Genomic DNA, 24,494 nt, shown 5'->3' with positions numbered 1-24,494 from the left:
GAATGGACGGGCTCGCTGCCTTTCTCGATGCCGAGCCGGCACTGGTCCTGGTCGAGATCGTTAACGTCAAGGGTTCCGCCCCGCGCGAGACCGATGCCTTCATGCTGGTCGGGCCTCGCGCCTTGTTTGGAACCATCGGCGGCGGCCAGCTCGAATATCTTGCCATCGATGAGGCAAGACGACTTCTGACGTCTGGCGACGGACCGCTCCTGCGCGACGTGCCGTTGGGACCTGCCATCGGCCAATGCTGTGGCGGGCGCGTAAGCCTTCGGCTATCCCGCCTCGACGAGACCGCGCGTGCAGCCTTTCTGGCCGGCAAGGTGGCTGAAGCCGAGGCGTGGCCTCGAATCCTGCTCTTCGGCGCCGGTCATGTCGGCAAGGCGCTGGCTCAGGCGCTGGCACCGCTGCCCTTGCGCCTCTGCGTCATCGAAAGCCGCGCCGAGGAACTGGACAGCCTGCCTTCTGGCATCGACAGGCGGCTGACGCCGTTGCCGGAAGCCGAGATCGATGCCGCCGACGCAGGCAGCGTTATCCTCATCCTCACCCACGATCATGCCCTCGACTTCCTCATCGCCGCACGTGCGCTTGCTCGCGGAGATTTCGCCTATGTCGGGATGATCGGCTCGGCCACAAAGAGAGCGAGCTTTCGCCGCTATGCCCGTGAAGAGGGCTTATCGCCCTCGCAGAGTGATCGCCTGACCCTGCCGATCGGAGGCAGCGCCGTGCGCGACAAGCGCCCCGCCGTCATTGCCGCCCTGACAGCGGCGGAGATCCTGACGGTGCTCGCTCAAGCGCCTGCCAACGCCACCCTTGGCGCACGTTGACAAGCATTCGTATCCAAGCTCACCGCCACACCGGCCAGACGCTGGGATCGTCCCGCTTCGGCTCCCGACCATCGAGAATGCCGATATCGCGCTTCACGTGGTCAGGCACGTGTTCAAGCTCCAGCCTGTGGTTGCTACGGGCCATGCGGATGCAGATCCATTTCAAAAAGGCGGCAAGCTGGGAGGACCTGCCGGGTGCGAAAGGCACTGCGAGATCTTTTGCAAGGGAGGTCATCGTCGAGATCCAACATCAGGAAAACTGCTTTCAGCTTCCCGCTGGACAGACTGGGAATCCAATGCAATCTCTTCACCTTGCCATCAGGAGCACTGATCCATGAAGATATCCCGCCAGGTTCCCCTGCATGCATTGCGCGTCTTCGAAGCCGTGGCACGGCTGCAGAGCTTCACCCGCGCCGGCGAGGAGTTGGGGCTGACGCAGACGGCGGTGAGCTACCAGATCAAGCTTCTGGAGGACCATCTGGGCGAGCCCCTGTTTTTGCGCAGGCCGCGCCAGATCGCGCTGACGGATGCAGCCGAGCGCATGCTGCCGAAGATCGTACAAGGCCTGGATCTTCTGGGCGAGGCCTTGGCGGCCGCGCGCGCGCCGACCGAGGAGATCCTGCTCATTCATTCGCCGCCGACCTTTGCCCAGCAATGGCTGACCTTTCATCTCGGCCGCTTCCACATGCTGCAGCCATCGATTGCGGTGCGGTTGAAGGCGGCAGGCGAGACCATCGATTTCGACCGAACACCTGGCGATATCGCGATTCGCTGGGGCCGGGGCGATTGGCCGGGACTATGCGCGCATTTCCTGATGCGACTCGATTTCGCACCGGTTCTAAGCCCCGCTTTGGCCGAGAGCATCGGCGGCGTGAAGAACCCCGCCGATCTTCTCAAACTGCCGATCATCAGCCCGACGGATATCTGGTGGCGGCTTTGGTTTACCGCCGCCGGCGTCGACCCTGGGGAACTGGCGCTGCGGCCGAAAAACGATTTCGGCATTCAGTCGCTCGATGCCGGTGCGGCCCTCGCCGGCCAGGGCGTGGCCATCATCAACCCCGCCCATTATCGCAACGACATCGCACGTGGCCGCCTGATCCAGCCCTTCGAACTGATGTGCAATGATGGGCGCGACTATTGGCTCGTCTATCCCGAGCGCCGACGGCATCAGCAGAAGATCAAGGCCTTTCGCGACTGGATCCTGGCGGAAATGGCGGCGGAGGATTCAGTCGACACGGCCATGCCGGGCTAAGAGCCGGCCGACCACGCGAGCATTGACGCACCGCGCCTTGAGAGAGTGCAGGTTTACGCTTTCTGGAATGCCAGATGCAGGCCTAGGCCGACCAGGATCGTGCCCCCGGCCTTTCGCATCCAGAGCTTCGCCCTTGTTGACCGCTGAAGACCTTTGAGGATCAGTCCGGCCAGAAGCACGCCGACGAGATCGGCCAGGGTGAAGATCAAATTGACGAGGAGGCCGAGCAACAGAAACTGCAGCCAGAGCGGGAAGGCGGCGGAGGCATCGACGAATTGCGGCAGGAAGGCAAGGAAGAAGATCGCCGTCTTCGGATTGAGCAATTCGACCATCACGCTCTGCGCAAAGGCCTTGCGGGCGGATGCCACGCGCTGCGGCTGCCCGGCTGCGCCCTCCTCATCCTTGGCGCGGAACAAGGCGATGCCCAGCCAGATGAGATAGGCAGCGCCGGCCAGTTTCACGGCTGCATAAGCGATCGGCACGGCATGAAACAGCGCCGACAGCCCGGCAGCCGCAGCCGCGATATGAGCATAGGCGCCGAGATGGATGCCCAGCACCGCGTTCAACCCGGCCTTTTTACCGCCTACAACCGTGCGCGCTGCGGCATAGAGCATGGCAGGCCCGGGAAGAAAGGCGAACAGCGCCGTCGTCACCAGGAATGCCAGCAGATGGTCGAGAGGCGGCATAGAAGTTCAATCCTTCAGGCGGGCAAGGCGAAGATCTTGCTGACGGAAACGCCGGGCCCCCATCCGCAAAACCAAGCTGAAGACGGCGGCTCAGCAGCACGGGCAGAATGGGCGAAGCAGGCGGCAACTGCAAGCGGAAGGCAAAAGGCCGCGAAGAGCCGGGCCTGCGCGTCAAACGTCCACATTTAAGTCGAACACGGCCCTTTCCCCCTCAGGCGCTTTTCTGCAAGATGACCGATGGGGCAAATGATGTCAGGGGTGCTCGATGTATGAATATGCGATCGCGTGGGAATGGTTGACCTTTGCCGTGCGCTGGCTGCACGTGGTGACCGCGATCGCCTGGATCGGCTCGTCCTTCTATTTCATCGCGCTCGACCTTGGCTTGGTGAAGCGCCCCCATCTGCCGCCCGGCGCCTATGGCGAGGAATGGCAGGTGCATGGCGGCGGCTTCTATCACATCCAGAAATATCTGGTGGCGCCGGCCTCCATGCCTGAGCACCTCACCTGGTTCAAATGGGAAAGCTACGCCACCTGGCTGTCCGGCTTCGCCATGCTTTGTCTGGTCTATTATGGCGGGGCCGATCTCTTCCTGATCGACCGGCACGTGCTCGACATTTCCGCGCCCGTCGCCATTCTGCTGTCGCTCGCCTCGCTCTCCATCGGCTGGATCTGCTACGATCTTCTGTGCAAATCGCCGCTCGGCAAGAACACCTGGGCGCTGATGGGCCTGCTCTATGTCGTGCTGGTCGCCATGGCCTGGGGCTATACGCAGATCTTCACCGGCCGCGCCGCCTTCCTGCATCTGGGCGCCTTTACCGCCACGATCATGTCGGCCAATGTCTTCTTCATCATCATGCCGAACCAGCGCATCGTCGTGGCGGACCTGATCGCCGGGCGCATGCCGGACCCAAAATATGGGCAGATCGCCAAGCAGCGCTCGCTGCACAACAATTATCTGACGCTGCCCGTCATCTTCTTCATGCTGTCGAACCACTATCCGCTGGCCTTCGCCACGGCCTATAATTGGGTGATTGCAGCCCTCGTCTTCCTGATGGGCGTGACCATCCGCCATTGGTTCAACACCACCCATGCCCGCAAGGGGCGGCCGACCTGGACCTGGCTGGTGACGCTGATCCTGTTCATCGTGATCATGTGGCTGTCGACCGTGCCGCGCGCGAGCGCGCCCGAGGGAGCGGCCGAGGCGGTCGCGCCGGCTTTCCAGCGCTTCGCCGAGAATGCACATTTCCCGGCCGTGAAAGAAACGATTTCCACGCGCTGCTCCATGTGCCACGCGGCCGAACCCGTTTATGAAGGCCTCGCCCGTCCGCCGAAGAATGTGCGCTTCGACACCGACGCCGAGATCGCCGCCCATGCGCGCGAGATCTATCTCCAGGCCGGCCGCGCGCATGCCATGCCGCCCGGCAACCTCACCGACATGACCGAAAAGGAACGCGCGCTTCTGACCGCCTGGTTCGAAAGCGCCGCCAGGACCCGCTGACCATGACCTTGACCCTGTTGCGTGGCCGCACGCTGTCCTTCACCCGCCTGCCCGACGATCTGACCGACACCACCGCCTTCACCTATGAGAGCGACGGCGCGGTGCTGATCGAAAACGGGCTGACCGTCGCCAGCGGCGCCTATGAGCGGGTTCGCGCCGATCTGGGCGCGCGCGAGGCCATCGAGATCGACCACCGGCCGCATCTGATCCTGCCGGGCTTCATCGACACGCATCTGCATTTTCCGCAGATGCAGGTGATCGGCTCCTATGCCGCCAATCTCCTGGAATGGTTGAACACCTACACCTTCCCCGAGGAATGCCGCTTCGTCGAAAGCACGCATGCCCAGCGCATCGCCACGCATTTCTTCGATGAGATGGTGCGCCATGGCACGACGACCGCGGTAGCCTATTGCTCGGTCCACAAAGCCTCCGCCGACGCCTTCTTCGCCGAGGCGCTGAAGCGCGACATGCGCATGGTCGCCGGCAAGGTGATGATGGACCGCAATGCGCCGCAAGGCCTGCTCGATACGCCCGAAATGGGCTATGACGAGACCCGCGCGGTCATCGAACAGTGGCACGGCAAGGGCCGCAACCATGTGGCCATCACCCCGCGCTTCGCCATCACCTCGACGCCGGAGCAGATGTCGGCGGCGCAAGCGCTCGCCCGCGAATTTCCCGATCTGCATATCCAGACGCATCTGTCGGAGAACCGCGACGAGATCAGCTTCACCGCCTCGCTCTATCCGGACGCGATCGACTATACCGACGTCTACGCCCGCTACGGCCTGCTCGGCCCCAAGACGCTCTTCGGCCACTGCATCCATTTGTCGGAGCGGGAGATGGACGCAATGAGCGAGACGGGTTCGGTGGCGGTGCATTGCCCGACCTCGAACCTGTTCCTCGGCTCCGGTCTCTTCCCGCTGAAACAGCTGACCGGCCGGGCAAAACCGGTGCGCGTTTCCGTCGCGACCGATATTGGCGGCGGCTCCAGCTATTCCATGCTGCGCACGATGGATGAGGCCTATAAGATCCAGCAGATCCTCGGCCAGCGGCTGAACCCTTTCGAAAGCTTCTACCGTATGACGCTCGGCAATGCCGAAGCCCTCAGCCTGGAAGACCGCATCGGCACGCTGGCGCCCGGCAGCGATGCCGATCTCGTGGTTCTCAACGTCGCCGCCACGCCGGCCATGGCGCTGAAGGCGGAGGTCATCCGCTCGCTCGCCGACGAGCTGTTCCTGTTGCAGACCATGGGCGACGACCGGGCGGTCGCGGAGACCTATGTGGCGGGTAAGCCGGCGAAGGCGGGGCTGGTGGCAGCTTGATGCTCTCTCAATAATGGAATCGGCATTGGATGATCGTCACGGCCTGCTGATCCCCAGTACCTGTTACGGTATAGATCAGCCGGTGTTCGCCTGAGATGCGGCGGGACCAATAGCCTTTGAGGTTTTGGCGTAGTGGCTCGGGCTTCCCGATGCCCTGAAAAGGATGTCGGAGAATATCCTTGATGAGGTCGTTGACCCGCTCCTGCAGCGTTCGGTCATGCTCCTGCCAGTAAAGATAATCTTCCCAGGCATTTCGATGCCAGACGAGAAGCACCGCATTATTCCTTGGTCGTTCGCAGCTCGGCCTGGATCAGATTGCGCCCCTGAGACACATCGGCAGCGGCCGACAGCAGGCGCTCGGCATTAGCAGGCGACGACAGGAGATGCAGTGTCTCCATCAAGCTGTCATAATCCCGCTTGTCCACCAGGACAGCAGAATGTCTTCCGCCCACAATCTCCACGGGTTCACCGCCATCGGCCACGGTGTCGAGGAGATCATCGAGATCGTTCTGCGCGGAAACGGCGCTGACACTGCGCATGACGTCATCCTTCATCAGAGAGCGCAACAGGCTCGCCCAGCCAAAGATGCGATTGAGGCCGGCCGACGTCAAGCAATCTCAACTCCCCCGATAGGTCGAATAGCCATAGGGCGAGATCAAGAGCGGCACATGGTAATGCGCCGTCTCGTCGGCAATGCCGAAGCGAATGGGGATGATATCGAGAAAGGCGGGCTTGGGCAGGGCGGTGCCGAGCGCACGCAGATAGGCGCCGGCGTGGAAGACCAGCTCATAGGTGCCGACCAGGAAATCCGCGCCGGACGACAGGATCGGCCCGCCATCGATGCGGCCGTCCTGATTGGTGACGACACGCTTGATGAGCGTGCGCGCTTCCCCCTCGATCCGGTAGAGATCGATGGCAAGACCTTCGGCCGGCAGGCCACGGGCTGTGTCGAGAACATGGGTGGTGAGGCCGGTCATGCGTGTCAGGGCTCCGCGATGAGGAAGGGCATGTCGTAAAAGAATTCTTCGAGATTGCTGCCTTCGCCTGCCCGGTCGACCACGAGAAAATCCGTGGTCTTGCCGACCGTCATCAGCGGGTGATGCCAGACATTGGCGCGGTAGTTCACGCCCTGGTCGCCGCGGGCGCGAAAGACGCGCGGGCGGCCAGGTCGGCCGGCCTCATCGGGTGCGACAAGCACAAGCCAATCGCCACCCGACAGCGGCGAGAAGCTCTGCGAGCCGAGCGGGTGGCGCTCCATCATGGTGACCGCATAAGGGAAGGTGCGCGGGCTGCCGCGGAAGATGTTGAGGATGGTGCGCGCGCCCTCCCCGTAAGCTTCCGCCTCGGCCAGCGCGTGATAGCGCTCGGTATTGCCGCCATTGATCAACCGCATCGCCGCCGGATCGGCCTCGATCACCGATCCGAAAGGCGCGAAGGCCTCTGGCGTCAAGGGTTCCGGCGTCAGCTGCTCGGCCATCAGGCCTTGACCCCGAAGAGCCGCAGCCGGCTGGTGCCGCCATCGGGGAACATGGCATAGCGCACATGGGTGACCGGGCCGATATTGGCCACGGCATCGGCGCCGTATTCGTGAATATGATCCATCGACAGCTTCTGGCGCGGCAGGATCGGCGTCCAGTTTTCCGAGGCTGCGATGTCTTCCTCACTGAAGGTGTCGCCATGGCCGGGCAGATAGGCGCCGAGCAGCTGGCACGTGTCCGGAAAGTTGCCCTTGAAATGCGCGGTATCGACCACGACGCGACGGATCAGGCCGGGATGGCCGAGGCGGATGATCGCCCAGTCATGGCCGGGGCCGCGCCGACGGGCCGTTTCCCAGCCATCGCCCATATTGATGCCCCGTCCCGGCCCGAGCATCTGGTCCGGCACGCCGTAATGGGCGTTGGACCAGGCGAGCGACTTGGCACCATTGTAGATATAGGCGAGATCCACTTCCTCATCCGCGCCGACCTTCGACCAGTCGAAATGAGCCGTGCCGTAGACACGCAGGCGGGCGATGCCGCCATCGGGGAAGATGTGGAGGCGCAGATGGGTATAGACCTTGCCGCCCGTCGCAATGGGGAAGAAATGATGCGCCGCCGCGCCGATGCCGGGGCCGAGCGGAGACTTTGGCAGGATCTCCTCCCAGGGGCTCTCGTCGGTCGGCTCGCCGGCTTCGAGGTAAAGCGCCTCGATGGCGCAATGGGGCGGATAATTGCCGGTGAAATGGCTAGTGTCGACATCGAAGCCATGGATCACGCCGGGCATGGCCAGCTTGATCACGCCCCAATCATGACCGGCCACGCGCTTGCGCCGGCTTTCCCAGCCATCCATCCACTTGCCATTGTCGTCATAGACATCCGGCAGGAACTTGGCCGGCTCGTCCGCCAGCATGCGCGAGAGCGGCGCGAAGAACTCGTCGGTCGAGTAGAGCGCGGTGGCGCCGAGCCGGGCGGAGGCGAGATTGACGGCGCCGATGGTGAAGTCCGGCAGGGCGGTCGGGGTGGTGTCGAACATGGGCGTCTCCTTACGGCAAAAGGGCTGTCAGCCTCAGGCGGGCGATCTTTTCCACCTGGGCCAGCGCCGTCTGAAATTCGGTATCGGCATCGTTGCCGATGCGGGCTTCGAAAGCGGCGAGGATATCGTCCTTGCCCAAGCCCTTGACCGCGATGATGAAGGGAAAGCCGAAGCGGCTCGTATAGGCATCGTTGAGCGCCGTAAAGCGGGCATGCTCGTCCGCCGTCAGCCGGTCGAGCCCGGCAGAGGCCTGCTCCGCCTTGCTGTCTTCGGTCAGGTCGCCTGCGATTGCCAGACGGCCTGCGAGATCGGGATGGGCGCGCAGCACGCCGAGCTTCTCCGCATGCGAGGCCGCCCTGAAAGCGGCAACCATGGCGCCATGCACGGCCTCTGCCGTCAGCGACAAATCTGGATGGGCATCAATCGCACGCTCGGCGATGAAGGGGGAATGCTCGAAGATGCCGCCGAAGCGGGCAATAAACGCGGTCTTGTCCATACGTCCTTCCAAAATACGGGTCGGATCGCGAAAACCGGCATCGCCGCCTTCTGGTATCGCGCGTGGCAATCCATAGATGAGCGGCTGCGTCCAGCCCAGAGTGCCAATGGGGTTGGATGCACGCTGCGGCCAGCCGTTCCGGCGCCGGCGCCTACCAATCCGGCCGGTGATGGGCGTGCCAATGGCGGGCGATCTCGATACGGCGGGGCACCCAGACATCGCGATGGGACAGCACATAATCGATGAAGCGTCGCAGGCTGGCGATACGGCCCGGCCGGCCGACGAGACGGCAATGAAGGCCGACCGACATCATCTTCGGCATGCCCTCCTGTCCCTCGCGATAGAGCTCGTCGAAGGCATCCTTGAGATAGGCGAAGAACTGATCCCCGGCATTGAAACCCTGCGGCGTGGCAAAGCGCATGTCGTTGGTGTCGAGCGTATAGGGAATGATCAGAAAGGGCTTGCCCTCGGGACCGGGCACCCAGAAAGGCAGGTCGTCGGAATAATTGTCGGAGGAGTAGAGAAAGCCGCCCTCCTCCATCACGAGCTTCAAGGTGTTGGTCGAAGGCTTGCCCTGATACATCCCGTAGGGCCGCTCGCCGGTCAGTTCCGTATGGAGCCTCACCGCATCGAGAATATGCTGGCGTTCCAGCGGCAGCGGATAATCCTTGTATTCATGCCAGCGATATCCGTGGGAGGCGATTTCCCAGCCTGCTTCCTTCATCGCGGCCACGGCATCGGGATTTCGCGCCATGGCGAGCGTCACGCCGTAGACGGTCACGGGCACGTTCATCTCGGTGAACAGCCGGTGCAAGCGCCAGAAGCCTGCACGCGATCCATATTCGTAGATCGATTCCATATTGAGATTGCGCTGGCCCGGCCAGGGGGCGGCGCCGACAATCTCCGACAGGAGATGTTCCGAAGCGGGATCACCGTCGAGAATGCAGCTTTCGCCGCCCTCCTCATAATTCAGGACGAACTGAACGGCGATCTTCGCGCCGCCCGGCCAGCGTGCATCCGGAATATGGCGGCCATAGCCGACGAGATCGCGCGGATAGACCTTCTGATCCATGAAGCTGTTGCCCCTTCTGCCCTTTTTGCCGGCAGGTTAAGCAGCGGCTTGGCGAAAGTCGAGGACGAAATTGCTGCGCTGCGGGGCGTCGGCAACACGCGCGGCGGCACCTTGCAAGCGCAAGGCTTCGCTGCGCCCCACCAGGTTTCTCAGCGCGCCGGGACTAGAGAGCGCATGGCGAGCGCCACCTTGGCCTCGCCGACAGGCGCAGGGCGGTGCCCATCCTCATTGGCGGCGATGGTGCGGGGGCGCACACGGTGGGTCGGTAGCTTCCCCATCGGCAGCTGCGAGTGCACCCGCATCGGCGCGCCGGCACCCGCCTCGACAAACAGCGCGAGACTGGAGATTTCCAGCGGCCGCAGACAGAAGGCCTCGAAATGCGCCTGCAGCGCGGTGGCGATACGCAATTGGGATGGAAATGGCACAGGGCCGGTCACCATCATATGAAAGCTGTGTTCATCCATGACATGCGGATCGCCCCAGCGATGCAGATTGGCGAATTGCGTGGCTGTCAACCGGTCAGGATCGCGCCGCTCGATTTCCGCATCGGTCAGCATTGCCCTGTATGGCTCGAAACATTCCAGGACTTCGGCCGTGAGCTGCCGGATCTCCTCGCTTGGCGCCGCCGGCGCCAGCATGAAGCAATGGTCCCTCAGGCGCACGGACAGGCGGGGCAGGACCAGAGGCGCCCTCTCGCTGGTAAACCGCAGAAGCGCGTTCAACAAGGCTGCCTCATCCACCCCATCACCCAGGCGGAAGAGCGGCCGCAGCATGGCGTGAAAGCCGAAGCGGCGGGGCACGGCGGTGTAGAAGGCCAGTTCCTGCGCGGAAATGCCGGAGACATGCGGCTGCTCGCAAAGGGCATCCGAATAGGGATTGCGGCCCAGCCACTCGGCGGCGGCCAAGGTCAAGGGGTCGCAAACGGACGGTGTGAAGCCGATAGCATACCGCATGCTGATCTGAAATCTCCGGTGGTTGTCAAAGGCGCTACGCGATTTGCATGACAGGAGCACGAACGCGGCACGGACTTGGCGCGCGCATGGAACCAAACCATCCCCAGATTCATTGAGTTGACAGCGCTGTATTAGAAGCAAGCGCTGGATATGGAGGATGTCATGACGGTTGAAGACACCATTCTGCGTCGGTCAGGACTGAAGGATGCAACGGCGCGGGACGCGGAATTCGAAGGCGCAGACCGGCAGGATGCGACCATCACCGAAACGCATGATCTGATTGCCAGCGACAAGGTCGAGGGCACCGCCGTCTACGGTGCGAATGACGACCATATCGGCACGATCGAGCGCCTGATCCTGGAGAAGCGCAGCGGTCGTGTGGCCTATGCGGTCTTGAGCTTCGGCGGATTTCTCGGCATCGGCAGCGATTACTACCCGCTTCCCTGGGAAAAGCTGACCTATCACGAACGGCTGAGCGGCTATCGAACCGATCTGACCCGCGAGCAGGTCGAGAAGGCGCCGAAATATCGCAGTGACGAAGACTATCAGTGGGACGCCGCCAATGGCCGACGCGTCTACGACTACTACGGCGTGCCGCCCTACTGGATGTAAATCCGAGCCGGCATATCGATTTGTCGATGGCCTCGCGATAATCGCGGGGCCTTTTTCATGCCCGGGTTTTGCCACCGGTTCGGGCGAGCGACATATGGGTTGCCAGCAGGAAGGGCTGTGGCAAGGTCATCGGCCTGCCCAGGATCTCGCCCACCACGGCCTCTGCCATATGATGGGCGATGCCGAAGGAGATTTTGAAGCCGCCGGTCAAGGCGAACAGACGCGGCAGATCTGGATGCCGCCCCACCATCGGCTCGCGCCCGATCGCCTTCGGCCGCAATCCTGCCCAACGCTCGATCACCGGCGCGCCTGCCAGCCCGGGCGCCAGAGCCACCGCGCGGGCGATTAGCGCATCGAGCTGCTCATCGGTCGAGGCAGGATCGGCGAATTGCTCCTCGCTGGTGCTGCCGATCGCCACCTGTCCATTCTCATGGGCGACCACATACAGTCCATCGGCGAACAGGATCGGTAGCGCCGGATCGATCCGCGCGTCGAGAAGCGCCGCTTGGCCCTTGACCTTCTGTCCGAGCGGGGGCGCGCTGCTTGGAAGCCCCTCGGCAAGAAAAGGGAAACTTTCGACACCGGCAGCAACGATGCAGGCTGAAAAGCCGAGGCGCAGGCCGGAGGCAGAGAGAGCGCTGCCCTCTTGCGCATCCAACGACCGGACGGGATCGTCCTCGATCACGCGGCAATGCGGATCGGCGCGAAGACGCGCATCCAAGGCGCCGAGCAAAGCACGTGGAGACAAACGGGCGGTCAGCGTCTCCACCACAATGCCCGCCGGCGCGCCGGCACGATCAGGCCAGCCCTCAATGCCGGGCTGAGCCTCGAACCGCCATACATGCCCGACCGGCCAGTTTTGCGCCGCATCCTCGCCATGGCGCAAGGCACGCTCGACATGTTGCGGGCGCAGGAGCGGCATGATGCGCCCGCAGCGGCGATAGAAGCAGGACAGGCCTGTCTCGGCCTCGATGCGGGCGATCTCACTCTCCAGACTGACAAGTGCCTCGCGCTGCAGCGCCTTCTTCTCGTTCCAGCGGTCCGGCATATGCGGCATCAGTGCCCCGAGCAGGCCGCCACTTGCCCCCGCACCAATCCGGCTGGCTTCGATAAGGCAGACGCTCAAGCCCGCCCGCAAAGCCATGACCCCTGCCCATAAGCCCATTACCCCGCCGCCGATGACCAGCACATCGGCGCGATGCAGCGCGGGAATAGGGATCGAGGAAACAGCAGGCATGACAAATCTTTCCGACAGTTAGGCGCCTGTCTTGAATCAGCCGCAGAAGCGGTTGACACATCGAATGAAGCGGATCGGGACTGTGACGTGATCGTTCGCCATAGGTCGAGCCGCCGGTAGCGCGCCTTGCTAGAACTGGCCGCAGCGCCACCGTGTGCTTGTCCACCAGATAGGATGGCGGGGCAAATGATTTGCGTAAGATCCGGCAGGCAAACAGTCCTCTTGGCCTTGCCCGATGCGGGCGTTATGGCTGTCCGTCCAGACGGAATGGTCGTAAGGACAGGCGCTTGAACGGCATTGGATGGCGCGGAATGGAAGCGCGATGGCGATGATTGTCCGCATCGGCAAATCCCGTCAGGGCTGCCGGCAGCACAGGAGACTATGGCGATGATCCAGCGCCCGGAGCATCCCGACGAGGCGGCCGGAGCGGCCATCCTTGCGCAGACGCCGAACGAGCAAACGGCCGCCCAGCAAACACTGGACTGGTTCGACGGCGACATGCCCTATTCCCGGGAGTTTTCGGACCACTTCTACTGCCGGGACGATGGGCGGCTGGAATGCGGCCATGTCTTCCTGAGCGGAAACGCGCTGCCGCAGCGCTTGGCGGCACTTGACGCGGACGCGTGTTTTTCGATCGGCGAGCTCGGCTTCGGTACCGGGCTCAACGCCATGGAGACCTGGCGGCAATGGAAGCTGTCCGCGCCGCCGGGCGCCCGCCTCGCCTTCACCTCTTTCGAGCGCTTCCCCATGCCGCGCGCGGCGATCGAGCGCGCACTGGCCCGCTGGCCGGAGCTTGAGGCCGAGCGGCTTTGCCTGCTGTCCCATTGGCCTGATGCGCCGGCGGGAAAAATGGTGCTCGACCTTGCCCCGGACATGCGGCTCACGGTCGTCTGCGGTGTCGCGCTCGAACGGCTTGCGGCGGAAACCGCCCTCTTCGACGCCTGGTATCTCGACGGCTTCGCCCCGTCGCGCAATGGCGACATGTGGTCGGCCGAACTGATGGCCCAGGTCTATGCCCATACGCGCGAGGGCGGCCGGTTCGCCACCTATGCGGCCGCCGGCTTCGTGCGCCGCAATCTCATCGCCGCCGGCTTTCAGGTGGAGCGTCGGCCGGGCTTTGCCGGCAAGCGAGAGATGCTCTGCGGCCAACGCGCCGAGACCGCCAAGACCGCCGGTTGACGCTCAGCAAGGCCTTGACTTTCGGCTGCAAAAGGCCGACATGAGCCCTTGCGTCCCCTCCGGCCGTCCGCGTGAGCGTGCTTGCAGCCAGAAAGATCTGCATGAGGGGGTCTGCGCAGTTTATGGATTTCTCATAGGCCGGTTGCCCGGCCTGCCAGCGCACATCGCATCAATCTTCAACCCACAAGTTCCCATGTCACGCGGGGTTCTTGACGCCAGATCCGTTCGCCGCCGCTCTTTCTAAGCAAAGAGGCGGGGCGTCCACGTGTCCTGGCGCCCCCGAAAGGTACTAGTTTGACCACGTTTTCCGATCTTGGCCTCTCCCAGGACATGGTGTCTCACCTGAGCACCCAGGGCTTTACCACGCCCACCCCGATCCAGGCAGAAGCCATTCCTCTTGTTCTGGCCGGCCATGACCTGATTGGCCTTGCCCAGACCGGCACCGGCAAGACGGCCGCTTTCGGTCTGCCGATGATCGAGCGCATGGCTGCCGACGGCAAGCGCGCCGATCCGCGCAACATCCGCGCCCTGATCCTTGCCCCCACCCGCGAGCTGGTGAACCAGATCGCCGCCAACCTCAAGCTCTTCGTCAAGAAGATGCCGCTGCGTATCGGTGTCGTCGTCGGCGGCGCCTCGGTCAACCGGCAGGCCCAGCAGCTGGAACGCGGCGTCGAAATTCTCGTCGCCACGCCGGGCCGCCTGCTCGACCTCATCAACCGCAAGGCGGTGACGCTGACCCAGGCGCGCTATCTCGTGCTCGACGAGGCCGACCAGATGCTCGACCTCGGCTTCATCCACGATCTGCGCAAGATCTCCAAGCTCGTGCCGAAGAACCGGCAGACGCTGCTGTTCTCGGCCACCATGCCGAAGTCGATTGCCGAGCTTGCCGGCGATTACCTGACCGACCCGAAGAAGGTCGAGGTGACCCCGCCCGGCAAGGCTGCCGACAAGGTGGAGCAATATGTCCACTTCGTGCCCGGCAAGGACCAGAAGACGACGATCCTCAAGCAGACGCTCAACGAGAATCCCGATGGCCGCGCCATCGTCTTCTCGCGCACCAAGCATGGCGCCGAAAAGCTCGCCAAGCATCTGGAAGCCGTCGGCTATTCGGTCGCCTCGATCCATGGCAATAAGAGCCAGGGCCAGCGCGAGCGGGCGCTGAAGGGTTTTCGCGATGGCGAGATCAAGGTGCTGGTCGCCACCGACGTCGCCGCGCGCGGCATCGATATTCCGGCCGTCACCCATGTCTATAATTACGATCTGCCGGAAGTGCCGGATGCCTATGTCCACCGCATCGGGCGCACGGCGCGCGCCGGTCGCGATGGCATCGCCATCGCCTTCTGCGCCCCGGACGAAGCACGCCTGCTGCGCGACATCGAAAAGCTGATGGGCATTTCGATCACCGTCGCCAGCGGCCAGCCGCATGTCGGCGTTCTGCCGGCCGGTCCGGCCCGCGGCGGCCGTGGCCAGTCGCGCGGCGGCCAGGGCCGTGGTGGTGAAGGCCGTGGTCAGGGCGCACCGCGCGCGCAGGCCGGCGCCGGCCGCAGCCAGGGTGGCATGCCGAAGGCACCGAGCCCGTTTGCGGGCGACGAGCTTCTGGACGAGGCACCGCGCAAGAAGGACCACCGCAAGGGTCAGGGCCCGGCCGCCCAAGCCGCGCACCAGGCTCAGCTCGCCAAGCGCAACAACAATGGCGGCCGCCGCCGCAGCCGTCCGTCGCATGGCAGCGGCACACCGGCACAGGGCCAGCGCCGCGAAGGTGGCGCCCGCCGCGAAGAAGCCTGATCAGCGGCGGCATAAGCCGCGAGCGAGCGATCAATGAGATGCAGACGGCCGGGCGAAAGCCCGGCCGTTTGGCGTTTTCGGGTGAGAAAAGTGTTGAACCGACACAGCGGCAATCTGGTCAAAGCTTAGATGTCGCAACAGGAGCCAGCGCTTCCAAGCCGTTTACCACTTCGACTGAAGAAGCGTGTCGCGTCTTCTGTGCAGACGGCCAACCTATAGCACTTACATGACTATGAGAAATGTCTCATATTTGACAAGTCCTGCCCGATGCTTAAACCTTCTGCACGCCCACATGATTTCGGAGACCAAGCGCATGAAGCTGCATGATGTGACCGAACGGCTCGACGCATATAACGCCAATCTCGGTGGCTCGACCTTCCAGAAATGCACTTTGGCCGGCGCGAGGTTTCAGGACATCAATTTCGCCGGCGCGCACCTTCACGACGTCAACCTTTCCGGTTGGGACGTGGCCAATGCGAACTTTGCCGGCACGCGCATCCGTGACGCCAACCTGTCCGGCTTGAGCATCAGCGACTGCAATCTTGCGGGCATGACGATCGACGGTATCGATGTCGAGGAGCTTCTGCGCTGCTACCGGGCGCAGAAGCAGGCGTGAGCCGGCCCGCTCAGGACGCTGAAGCTGCGACCGCCTCACGCCCCTTGCGGTTGGTCAGATAGACGCCGGCCACCGCGATCACCGTTCCGGCGATCATCGGCGCGGTCAGCGGCTCGCCGAACATCGCCCAGGCTTCGGCTGCGGCGAGCGGCGGGACGAGATAGATCAGCGAGGCCGCGCGCGAGACCTGGCCGCGGCGGATGAGATAGAGGAGCAGGCCGATGGCGCCGACCGAAAGGCCGAGCACCGCCCAGCCGAGCGCGGCGAACAGCTCCAACCGCCAGACGACGCGCAGATTTTCAAGCGCCAGGGCGGCCGGGATCGTGACGATCAGCGCGCCGATATATTGGAGAAGCGCGATCTGGCGCAGATCGCCCTCCTGCAGAAAACGCTTCTGGTAGAGCGTGCCGAAGGTGGCGGACGCCATGCCGATGATGTTGATGGCGACGGGAAAAGCGGGGATCGCCGCATCCGCCATCGCCCCGCTGGCCATGGCTTTCGGCAAGACCGCCAGCGCAATGCCGCAGAAGCCGAAGAGAAGGCCAAGCCGCTGCAGGCCGCTCAGGCGCTCGCCGGTCATGGCCGGCGCGGCGATGGCGGTCATCAGCGGCTGCAGGCCGGCGATAATGCCGGAGATCGCCGCCGGCACGCCCTGCCCGATCGCCCACCAGACCGCGCCGAGATAGAAGCCATGCAGGAACATGCCGGAGACCACCGCATGCGCCCGTGCCTTGCCGGTGTTCAGGGGTGGCACCTTCATCACCAGGCAGAGCCCGGCAAAGATCAAGGCCGCCAACCCGTAACGCAGGATCAGAAAGGTCAGCGGGTCGGCATAGAGATCCGCATATTTCGCCATGACCCAGCCGGTCGACCAGAGCGCCACGAAGAGCACGGGCGAAAAACGCGCAAGCAGCAAGGCAGGACCCTCTCTCGAAGAGGCGATGGACAGAGCGGGCACAACGCGCAACAGCCACGGCGTGGCACAGGACTGCGAAGCCATCTGGCGATCACGGCAAACATTCGGACAAAGACGTGAAAGGCGGGGAAACTCCCGGACATGACGCGTCGCTTTAGCGCCTGGCGCGGGATGGCGTCAAAACAATTTCCTTGAGGCTCAACCTCAAGGCCTTTCAACGCCGCCGCCTGAAAAGAGCGCGAAAAGCGCTGGCGACACATGCCGGTTGCAGATTTGGCTGTTTTAGACGTTTTACGGGTTTTCCACAGGCGGGCCTTGATTCCTTTGCTCTTTTTTCTTTCGATTGAAGAGGCTTAAGCTTCTTGCATTGCAGCAGATGTTGTACTCAAATGGTTCATGTCAGGACCTGTCGAAACAATGGCGTTTCGATAATCCGCCCCGGTTTTTCCTCTTGCGCTGGCTGGCACAACCTTTCTGTTGTCCGCCTGGCTGCAGGGAATCGAGCGAGAAATCCGAGCGGACAGGCGCCTCATCCGAGGGAAAGCGGGAGGAATATCCGCATCCTCGCATGAAAGACGGGCTGGCGAAGACAACAAGGGGATGGCGCCATTGGCCTTTGACGAAATGATGACGGCGGACAACGAGCCGCGTCCGCCATACAAGACCTACAACAGCTGGTTTGAAAGCCAGGACAGAAGCCGCCTGATCGCCAAGTCGAAAGAGGCGGAGAACATCTTTCGCAAGACGGGCATCACCTTCGCCGTCTACGGCCATGCCGATTCCTCGGAAAAGCTGATCCCCTTCGATCTCATCCCCCGGATCATCTCCGCCAGCGAATGGCGCCGCCTCGCCCAGGGCATCGAGCAGCGGGTCATCGCGCTTAACGCCTTCCTCGACGACATCTACCACAAGCAGGAAATCATCAAGGCCGGCCGCATCCCGCGCGAGCTGATCGAGCGCAACGACGCCTTCCTGCCGCAGATGATCGGCATGCGCCCACCCGGTGGGGTCTACACCCATATCGTCGGCACCGACATCGTGCGCACGGCGGAAGACCAGTTCTATGTGCTGGAAGACAATGCCCGCACCCCCTCGGGCGTCAGCTACATGCTGGAAAACCGTGAAACGATGATGCAGATGTTCCCGGATCTCTTCCATGAGAACCGGGTGCAGCCGGTGGAGAACTATCCCTATCTTCTGCGCCAGAGTCTGGCCTCGCTGGCCCCTCCAGGCTGTCAGGGCAAGCCGCGCATCGCCATCCTCACGCCCGGCATCTACAATTCCGCCTATTACGAACATGCCTTCCTGGCCGACCAGATGGGTGTCGAGCTGGTCGAGGGCTCGGATCTGCGCGTCATTGACGGCCGGGTGAAGATGCGCACGACGCGCGGCTATGCCCAGATCGACGTGCTCTATCGCCGCGTCGACGACGATTATCTGGACCCCCTCACCTTCAAGCCGGAATCGGTGCTCGGCGTGCCCGGCATCATGGATGTCTACCGCGCCGGCAACATCACCATCGCCAATGCGCCCGGCACCGGCATCTGCGACGACAAGGCGATCTATTCCTATATGCCGGAGATCGTAGAATTCTACACCGGCCGAAAGGCGCTGCTGGAAAACGTGCCGACCTGGCGCTGTTCGGAGCCAGACAGTCTGAAATATGTGCTGGAGAACCTGGCAGACCTCGTGATCAAGGAGGTTCACGGCTCCGGCGGCTATGGCATGCTGGTCGGCCCGACGGCGACGCGCAAGGAGCGCGCGCTGTTTGCGGAAAAGCTGAAGGCGCGGCCCGGCAATTACATCGCTCAGCCGACGCTGTCGCTTTCCACCGTGCCGATCCTCGTCAACAAGGGCATCGCGCCGCGCCACGTGGATCTCAGGCCCTATGTGCTGGTGTCCGACAAGGTGCAGATCATCCCCGGCGGGCTCACCCGCGTGGCGCTGAAGGCCGGCTCGCTGGTGGTCAATTCCAGCCAGGGCGGCGGCACCAAGGATACCTGGGTTCTGGAGGACTGATCATGCTTCTCGGCAGAACCGCTTACGGCCTCTACTGGATGTTCCGCTATATCGAGCGGGCGGAAAACAGCGCCCGGCTGGTCGATGCCGGCCTGCGCATGTCGCTCACCCGCTCGCATATGAATGGCGACCTCTGGGATGGCGTACTGCAGACCTCCGGCGTCGGCGATGTCTATGAGTCGATCTATGGCCAGAACTGGAGCGAAGCGATCGACTTCCTCATGCGCGACAAGGCCAATCCGTCGAGCGTGCTGTCCTGCATCGAAACGGCGCGCCACAATGCCCGCATGGTGCGCACGGCGCTGACGCGCGAAACCTGGGAGGCCACCAATGAATGCTGGCTGGACCTGAAGGCCCTTTTGGCCCGGCGGCTGAAGCCCGCCGACCTGCCGGAGGTGATCGATGCGGTCAAGCGGAAGACCGGGCTGATCCGCGGCGCCTTCCATGGCTCGATGCTGCGCAATGACATCTTCAACTTTTCGCGCATGGGCACCTTCATCGAGCGGGCCGACAACACCGCGCGCATCCTCGACGTGAAATATTACGTGCTGCTGCCGGCCGTCACCCAGGTCGGCTCCTCGATCGACAATGTGCAGTGGGAATCGATCCTGCGCTCCGTCTCGGCCCATCGCGCCTATGGGTGGGTCTATGAGGGGGAATACAAGGCCGCCAATATCGCCGACTTCCTGATCCTCAACAACCGCATGCCGCGCTCGCTCGCCTATTGCTATGAGCAGATCCTCGGCAATCTTCAGCACCTCCAGCGCGAGTATAGCGATCGTCATGCAGCGCATGACACGGCCGAACGGACGATGAAATCGCTCCAGCACCATTCGATCAAGGATGTGATGGATCAGGGCCTGCACGAATATATCGAGGATTTTATCAATCAGAACAACCAGCTGAGCCAGGAAATCTCGGAGGGCTATCGCTTCCTGTGAGGCGGCCTTTTCAGAGGGAGTGACGGGCAGAGGCTTGGGTGCCAAGCCGGCGATGCGGGCTTGGCGAGACTTGACATAAAGGGAGAAGGCCGCGCGCATTTGTCGCCATGTCGTGGCCTCGTCTCCTGATGATTGGATGCGCGCTCCAACCGGCCGCCTATGCCGCTTTGCCTGGTCCGCGCCTGGAAAGGGTTTTTCATGCGCCTGACGATCAACCACACCACTGAATATGCTTACGGCACTCCCGTCTCCTATGCCCTGCAGCGCCTGCGGCTGACCCCGCCGACCACGGTGGGCCAGACCGTCTTGTCCTGGTCGACGGAGGTGGACGGGGCGAACCGGCAGGTCGGCTATGACGATCAATTCGGCAATCATGTGGAGCTGGTCAGCATCGAGGGCGAGCGCGAGGCGATCCGCATCATTGCCAAGGGAGAGGTGGAGACGGAGGATCGTTCGGGCGTTTTCGGCGCGCACCAGTCTTTCGTGCCGCTCTGGCTGTTCCTGCGCGACACGCCGCAGACCAAACGCACCAAGCCGATCCGCGATCTTGCGAAATCGATGAGCGGCGACAGCGATCTGGCGGTCATGCATGCGCTGATGGCCGCCGTGCACGAACTTATCGCCTTCGTACCCGGCGAAACGGCGAGCGCGACGACGGCGGACGAGGCGCTGGAGAAGCGCAAGGGCGTCTGCCAGGACCATGCGCATGTGATGATCGCGGCCGCCCGAGCCCTGTCGATCCCGGCGCGCTACGTTTCGGGCTATCTGCTCACCGAAGATGGCACCGCACAGCCTGCGAGTCATGCCTGGGCGGAAATGCATCTGCGGGGCCTCGGCTGGGTCGGCTTCGATGCCGCCAACAAGCTTTGCCCGGATGCCCGTTATGTGCGCATCGCCACCGGGCTGGACTACAAGGACGCCGCGCCGATCTCCGGCCTCGTCAATGGCTCTGCCAATGAAACGCTGACCGTATCAGTTACCGTCTCCGAACAAAGCCAGTCCCAGAGCCAAAGCTGATCGCAAGCCGCAGACCCCTCAAAATATTTCCGAATGCCGCTTGACTGAGAGTGCGCTCGAACTCGTACCGTCCGCCCTGCAAAGACGGTCGGCCAGGCAGTGCCGGATCGGCCATCGCCCGTCGTCATGACGCAGGCGATGCGAAGAGGTGAGCTTGAGAGCATGAAGATTGGTGAATTGGCGCGGCGCTCAGGATTGTCGGCGCATACGATCCGATATTATGAGCGCATCGGCCTTCTGCCCTATGCCGATCGGGATGGTGGCCGGCGGCGTGATTACGATGCCTCGATCCTCGACTGGATCGCCTTTCTCGGAAAACTCAAGGCAACAGGCATGCCGATCCGCGACATGCTGCTCTACGCGGCCTGGCGCCAGCAGGGGCCTGTGACGAACAAAGATCGTCGCACTCTGCTTGAAGCCCACCGTGAAGGCGTGCGCGCCCAGATCGCCGATCTCTCAGCCTGCCTGACCGTCCTCGACAGCAAAATCGCCACCTATCGCGCGGCAGAGGAAAGGACAGAGGACCATGAACCAGACGATCGACACGAGCCGGCTGCAGCGCGGCCGCGCAGCGCTCGCAGCCATTGACGGAGAAGCCGGCGAAAAGGTTGTCGCCGCCCTTGCGGATATCGCGCCCGACTTCGCCACCTATCTGCTCGAATTCCCCTTCGGCGACATCTATTCCCGTCCCGGCCTGAACCTGCGCGAGCGGGAAATCGCCACGATCGCGGCCTTGGCGGCCATGGGCAATGCGACGCCGCAGCTGAAGGTCCATATCGCCGCCGGTCTGAATGTCGGCCTTGCCCGTGCGGAGATCGTCGAAATTCTCATGCAGATGGCCGTCTATGCCGGCTTCCCAGCCGCGCTCAATGGGCTGTTTGCGGCAAAGGAGGTTTTTGGCGCGCGGGAGGAGGAGGCCTAAATCACGCCGCGGCCACCGCTTGAACATGCCCGGCTTGCGCATAAGCAAGAATTACGCGATCGGCCGTCATCAAAGGAACCTGCAGAAACCGGGCGGTGGCGACGATCATACGGTCGGCGGGATCGGCATAGAACGGCTGCGGCAAGCGCACACTGTCGATCGCAATCGCGGGCTCGATCAGCACAAGAATCACTTGCGGAAGCGAGAGCGCCTTGGCGATCCATAGATCCAGATCCTGCGCGAGCACCAGACGGCCCCGCTCGACAAGCATGGCAATCTCCCAAATCGAGATGGCCGAAACCGCAAGCTGGGCCGCCTGCTTGATTTGGTCCCGCGCTGCTGCGGACAGGCGCCCGTTGTCCTCGAGCGCCCAGATCAGGACATGCGTGTCCACCACCATCACGAGATGGCTGTCCCAGTCTCCAGGCTCAGCAACAGGAGAAAGCGGATCATCGTAAGAAATCATACTGCCCTTGAGAGCCCCCAGAATGCCCCCACCAACAGCCGTTTGGGAGAGAGGCGAGACAAGGGCCACAGGTCTACCATGACGGGTGACAATGAAAGGCTGCTTCATGCCAGACATCTCATCCAACACCGTCTCCGCGAAAGGTCCCAGATCTTCTGCACCGACCGACTTCATGACAGCACTCCCAGGAAGGAAGGCAAGCCTAACAGCGGACACCGGCGGTCGCAATATTCGCCCGATCAGCCTTCTGCCAGGAACCTCGCAACACTGGCGGGCCTCCTGCCGCATGACCAGACCTGCATCCCGCTAGCACTCGGGCATAAGATAGAAGAAGGCCTGCCCGACAGGGTCGGACAGGCCTCGATCGTCATCAGGCTTTCGCCTGTCTCAGCAAGTTAGTGGCTGTCGCGGTTCAGCGGAATGCCGCTGCCGCGCTTGCCGATGAGGAAGCCGAGATCGGCGCCCTGGTCGGCCTGGGTGACCGTGTCGATATAGAGCTTGCCGTAGCCGCCCTCGACCGGCATCTCCGGCTTGACCCAGGCGGCGCGGCGGCGGGCCAGTTCCTCGTCCGACACGTTGAGCGTGATCGAGCGGGACGGCACGTCGACCGTGATGGTGTCGCCGTTCTGCACCAGCGCCAGCGGTCCGCCTTCGGCGGCCTCAGGTGCGGTGTGCAGGATCACAGTGCCATAGGCGGTGCCCGACATGCGCGCATCCGAAATGCGGATCATGTCGGTGATGCCCTTCTTCAGCACCTTGGGCGGCAGGCCCATATTGCCGACTTCGGCCATGCCCGGATAACCCTTCGGACCACAGTACTTCAGCACCATGATGCAGGTCTCGTCAATGTCGAGATCATCCTTGTTGATGCGGGCGTGGTAATCCTCGATGCTTTCGAAGACCACGGCGCGGCCGGTATGCTGCATCAGATGCGGCGAGGCGGCCGACGGCTTGAGCACACAGCCTTTAGGCGCCAGATTGCCGCGCAGCACGGCGATGCCGCCCGACGAGGTCAGCGCCTTCTCGCGCGGCACGATGACGTCGTCATTGTAGTTGACCACGTCCTTCACGCCATTCCACATCGTATCGCCGGTGACGGTGATCGCATCATTGTGCAGCAGGCCCATTTCGGCCACGGCTTTGATCACCACCGGCAGGCCGCCAGCATAATAGAACTCTTCCATCAAGTGCTTGCCCGAGGGCTGCAGGTTGACGATGGTCGGCACGTCGCGGCCCAGGCGATCCCAGTCGTCAAGCGACAGATCAACGCCGACACGGCCGGCGAGCGCCAGAAGATGCAGCACGGCATTGGTCGACCCGCCGATCGCGCCATTGACGCGGATGGCGTTTTCGAAGGCTTCCTTGGTCAGGATGTCCGAAGGCTTCAGGTCTTCCTTGACCATGTCGACGATACGACGGCCGGAGAGCTGCGAAATGACCCGACGACGAGCATCGACCGCCGGAATGGCGGCATTGCCTGGCAGCGTCATGCCCAACGCTTCAGCCATCGACGCCATGGTCGAGGCCGTGCCCATGGTCATGCAGGAACCGGCGGAGCGCGCCATGCCCTGCTCGGCATCCATGAACTCGTCCAGGCTCATCTCGCCCGACTTGACCATTTCCGAGAACTGCCAGATCGCCGTGCCGGAGCCGACATCCTTGCCGCGCCATTTGCCGTTGAGCATCGGGCCGCCGGAAACGAGGATGACCGGAATGTCGACCGAGGCCGCGCCCATCAGCAGGCTCGGCGTGGTCTTGTCACAGCCGCCGAGCAGCACGACGCCATCGACCGGATTGCCGCGAATGGCCTCTTCGACATCCATGGCCGCGAGATTGCGGAACATCATGGCCGTCGGGCGCAGTGTGCTTTCGCCGACCGAGAAGACCGGGAATTCGACCGGAAAGCCGCCTGCCTCGTAAACGCCGCGCTTCACGCGCTCGGCGAGGTCGCGCAGATGCGCGTTGCACGGGGTCAGTTCCGACCAGGTGTTACAGATGCCGATGATCGGGCGGCCGTCGAACGTGTCGGCCGGCAGGCCCTGGTTCTTCATCCAGGAGCGGTGCATGATGGCATTCTTGCCCGTGCCGCCGAACCAGTCATAGGAGCGTAACCGCCGCGGCCATTCCGCCTTCTTCTTCATCGTCTCAATCCTTCATATGTTACCGGGCT

The 24,494-nt window shown here is 63.1% G+C and carries 27 protein-coding genes; 13 read left to right on the top strand and 14 right to left on the bottom strand.

What is annotated here, in order from left to right:
- Positions 1-2 precede the first annotated feature (2 nt).
- Positions 3-824: a xanthine dehydrogenase accessory protein XdhC gene (xdhC, locus tag BMX61_RS13760; RefSeq protein WP_075628279.1), complete on the top strand. Its 822-nt coding sequence runs from the start codon at positions 3-5 to the stop codon at positions 822-824.
- A gap of 19 nt (positions 825-843) precedes the next feature.
- Here the strand turns inward: xdhC and BMX61_RS25335 are convergent, their stop codons facing one another.
- Positions 844-969 (bottom strand): hypothetical protein, encoded by a 126-nt coding sequence (locus BMX61_RS25335; RefSeq protein WP_267890864.1) that lies wholly within the window; start codon positions 967-969, stop codon positions 844-846.
- A gap of 189 nt (positions 970-1,158) precedes the next feature.
- Between BMX61_RS25335 and BMX61_RS13750 the strand changes: the two genes are divergently transcribed.
- A complete protein-coding gene (locus tag BMX61_RS13750) occupies positions 1,159-2,076 on the top strand; it encodes a LysR substrate-binding domain-containing protein (RefSeq protein WP_075628281.1) in 918 nt (305 codons plus the stop codon).
- Positions 2,077-2,129: 53 nt separating this feature from the next.
- Here BMX61_RS13750 and BMX61_RS13745 read toward each other — a convergent pair whose 3' ends face one another.
- Positions 2,130-2,762, bottom strand: coding sequence for a LysE family translocator (locus tag BMX61_RS13745; RefSeq protein WP_075628282.1), 633 nt, complete (start codon positions 2,760-2,762; stop codon positions 2,130-2,132).
- Positions 2,763-3,027: 265 nt separating this feature from the next.
- Between BMX61_RS13745 and BMX61_RS13740 the strand changes: the two genes are divergently transcribed.
- Together BMX61_RS13740 and guaD are read left to right on the top strand one after the other, a co-directional pair.
- A complete protein-coding gene (locus BMX61_RS13740) occupies positions 3,028-4,260 on the top strand; it encodes a urate hydroxylase PuuD (protein WP_075628283.1) in 1,233 nt (410 codons plus the stop codon).
- Positions 4,261-4,262: 2 nt separating this feature from the next.
- Positions 4,263-5,582: a guanine deaminase gene (gene guaD / locus BMX61_RS13735; protein WP_075628284.1), complete on the top strand. Its 1,320-nt coding sequence runs from the start codon at positions 4,263-4,265 to the stop codon at positions 5,580-5,582.
- A gap of 7 nt (positions 5,583-5,589) precedes the next feature.
- On the opposite strand, the gene BMX61_RS13730 is transcribed toward guaD, so the two are convergent.
- The 8 genes from BMX61_RS13730 to BMX61_RS13695 form a co-directional block, all read right to left on the bottom strand.
- Positions 5,590-5,856, bottom strand: coding sequence for a Txe/YoeB family addiction module toxin (locus BMX61_RS13730; RefSeq protein WP_075628285.1), 267 nt, complete (start codon positions 5,854-5,856; stop codon positions 5,590-5,592).
- A 4-nt stretch (positions 5,857-5,860) separates the two neighbouring features.
- Positions 5,861-6,121, bottom strand: a complete 261-nt coding sequence (locus BMX61_RS13725) for a type II toxin-antitoxin system Phd/YefM family antitoxin (RefSeq protein ID WP_075628342.1) — start codon at positions 6,119-6,121, stop codon at positions 5,861-5,863.
- A gap of 78 nt (positions 6,122-6,199) precedes the next feature.
- Entirely contained in the window at positions 6,200-6,559 is a 360-nt protein-coding gene (gene uraH, locus BMX61_RS13720) for a hydroxyisourate hydrolase (protein WP_075628286.1), read from the bottom strand.
- A gap of 5 nt (positions 6,560-6,564) precedes the next feature.
- On the bottom strand, positions 6,565-7,059 hold the full coding sequence (locus BMX61_RS13715) for an ureidoglycolate lyase (protein WP_075628287.1): 495 nt from the start codon (positions 7,057-7,059) through the stop codon (positions 6,565-6,567).
- Positions 7,059-8,093, bottom strand: a complete 1,035-nt coding sequence (gene alc / locus BMX61_RS13710) for an allantoicase (RefSeq protein ID WP_075628288.1) — start codon at positions 8,091-8,093, stop codon at positions 7,059-7,061. Before alc ends, BMX61_RS13715 begins: the two co-directional genes overlap by 1 nt.
- A 10-nt stretch (positions 8,094-8,103) precedes the next feature.
- Positions 8,104-8,589 (bottom strand): 2-oxo-4-hydroxy-4-carboxy-5-ureidoimidazoline decarboxylase, encoded by a 486-nt coding sequence (uraD, locus tag BMX61_RS13705; protein ID WP_075628289.1) that lies wholly within the window; start codon positions 8,587-8,589, stop codon positions 8,104-8,106.
- Between the two features lie 151 nt (positions 8,590-8,740).
- Positions 8,741-9,661: an allantoinase PuuE gene (gene puuE, locus BMX61_RS13700; protein WP_075628290.1), complete on the bottom strand. Its 921-nt coding sequence runs from the start codon at positions 9,659-9,661 to the stop codon at positions 8,741-8,743.
- A 149-nt stretch (positions 9,662-9,810) separates the two neighbouring features.
- The gene (locus tag BMX61_RS13695) at positions 9,811-10,614 is read right to left on the bottom strand and encodes a DUF1045 domain-containing protein (RefSeq protein WP_075628291.1); all 804 of its coding nucleotides are present in this window, start codon (positions 10,612-10,614) and stop codon (positions 9,811-9,813) included.
- Positions 10,615-10,776: 162 nt separating this feature from the next.
- On the opposite strand from BMX61_RS13695, the gene BMX61_RS13690 reads away from it, so the two are divergent.
- Positions 10,777-11,226 (top strand): PRC-barrel domain-containing protein, encoded by a 450-nt coding sequence (locus BMX61_RS13690; protein ID WP_075628343.1) that lies wholly within the window; start codon positions 10,777-10,779, stop codon positions 11,224-11,226.
- A gap of 55 nt (positions 11,227-11,281) precedes the next feature.
- Here BMX61_RS13690 and BMX61_RS13685 read toward each other — a convergent pair whose 3' ends face one another.
- A complete protein-coding gene (locus BMX61_RS13685; protein WP_075628292.1) occupies positions 11,282-12,463 on the bottom strand; it encodes an NAD(P)/FAD-dependent oxidoreductase in 1,182 nt (393 codons plus the stop codon).
- Between the two features lie 498 nt (positions 12,464-12,961).
- On the opposite strand from BMX61_RS13685, the gene mnmD reads away from it, so the two are divergent.
- The 3 genes from mnmD (at position 12,962) to BMX61_RS13670 (ending at position 16,043) form a co-directional block, all read left to right on the top strand.
- The gene (gene mnmD / locus BMX61_RS13680) at positions 12,962-13,642 is read left to right on the top strand and encodes a tRNA (5-methylaminomethyl-2-thiouridine)(34)-methyltransferase MnmC2 (RefSeq protein ID WP_075628344.1); all 681 of its coding nucleotides are present in this window, start codon (positions 12,962-12,964) and stop codon (positions 13,640-13,642) included.
- A 294-nt stretch (positions 13,643-13,936) separates the two neighbouring features.
- Positions 13,937-15,427 (top strand): DEAD/DEAH box helicase, encoded by a 1,491-nt coding sequence (locus tag BMX61_RS13675; protein ID WP_075628293.1) that lies wholly within the window; start codon positions 13,937-13,939, stop codon positions 15,425-15,427.
- Between the two features lie 313 nt (positions 15,428-15,740).
- Entirely contained in the window at positions 15,741-16,043 is a 303-nt protein-coding gene (locus BMX61_RS13670; RefSeq protein WP_075628345.1) for a pentapeptide repeat-containing protein, read from the top strand.
- A gap of 10 nt (positions 16,044-16,053) precedes the next feature.
- On the opposite strand, the gene BMX61_RS13665 is transcribed toward BMX61_RS13670, so the two are convergent.
- Positions 16,054-16,956, bottom strand: coding sequence for a DMT family transporter (locus BMX61_RS13665; protein ID WP_075628346.1), 903 nt, complete (start codon positions 16,954-16,956; stop codon positions 16,054-16,056).
- A 612-nt stretch (positions 16,957-17,568) separates the two neighbouring features.
- On the opposite strand from BMX61_RS13665, the gene BMX61_RS13660 reads away from it, so the two are divergent.
- The 5 genes from BMX61_RS13660 to BMX61_RS13640 all read left to right on the top strand — a co-directional run bounded on the left by BMX61_RS13660 (position 17,569) and on the right by BMX61_RS13640 (position 21,858).
- Positions 17,569-18,978, top strand: a complete 1,410-nt coding sequence (locus BMX61_RS13660; protein WP_075628347.1) for a circularly permuted type 2 ATP-grasp protein — start codon at positions 17,569-17,571, stop codon at positions 18,976-18,978.
- A 2-nt stretch (positions 18,979-18,980) separates the two neighbouring features.
- The gene (locus tag BMX61_RS13655) at positions 18,981-19,919 is read left to right on the top strand and encodes an alpha-E domain-containing protein (RefSeq protein WP_075628294.1); all 939 of its coding nucleotides are present in this window, start codon (positions 18,981-18,983) and stop codon (positions 19,917-19,919) included.
- 198 nt (positions 19,920-20,117) lie between these two features.
- On the top strand, positions 20,118-20,936 hold the full coding sequence (locus BMX61_RS13650; RefSeq protein WP_075628348.1) for a transglutaminase family protein: 819 nt from the start codon (positions 20,118-20,120) through the stop codon (positions 20,934-20,936).
- A 162-nt stretch (positions 20,937-21,098) separates the two neighbouring features.
- Positions 21,099-21,524: a MerR family transcriptional regulator gene (locus BMX61_RS13645; RefSeq protein ID WP_075628295.1), complete on the top strand. Its 426-nt coding sequence runs from the start codon at positions 21,099-21,101 to the stop codon at positions 21,522-21,524.
- Complete coding sequence (locus BMX61_RS13640; protein ID WP_075628296.1) at positions 21,463-21,858, top strand: carboxymuconolactone decarboxylase family protein; 396 nt, start codon at positions 21,463-21,465, stop codon at positions 21,856-21,858. Before BMX61_RS13645 ends, BMX61_RS13640 begins: the two co-directional genes overlap by 62 nt.
- 1 nt (position 21,859) lies before the next feature.
- Here the strand turns inward: BMX61_RS13640 and BMX61_RS25050 are convergent, their stop codons facing one another.
- Entirely contained in the window at positions 21,860-22,498 is a 639-nt protein-coding gene (locus BMX61_RS25050; RefSeq protein WP_234794681.1) for a type II toxin-antitoxin system VapC family toxin, read from the bottom strand.
- 221 nt (positions 22,499-22,719) lie between these two features.
- Positions 22,720-24,465 carry an L-arabinonate dehydratase gene (araD, locus tag BMX61_RS13630; protein ID WP_075628297.1) on the bottom strand — a complete coding sequence of 582 codons (1,746 nt, stop codon included), beginning with the start codon at positions 24,463-24,465 and terminating at the stop codon, positions 22,720-22,722.
- Positions 24,466-24,494: the final 29 nt, after the last annotated feature.

Origin of the sequence: Xaviernesmea oryzae, assembly GCF_900109605.1 — a bacterium.
GTDB classification, from domain to species: domain Bacteria; phylum Pseudomonadota; class Alphaproteobacteria; order Rhizobiales; family Rhizobiaceae; genus Xaviernesmea; species Xaviernesmea oryzae.
The sequence above is the reverse complement of the archived record's forward strand: the minus strand, read 5'-3'. Positions and strand labels throughout refer to the sequence as shown.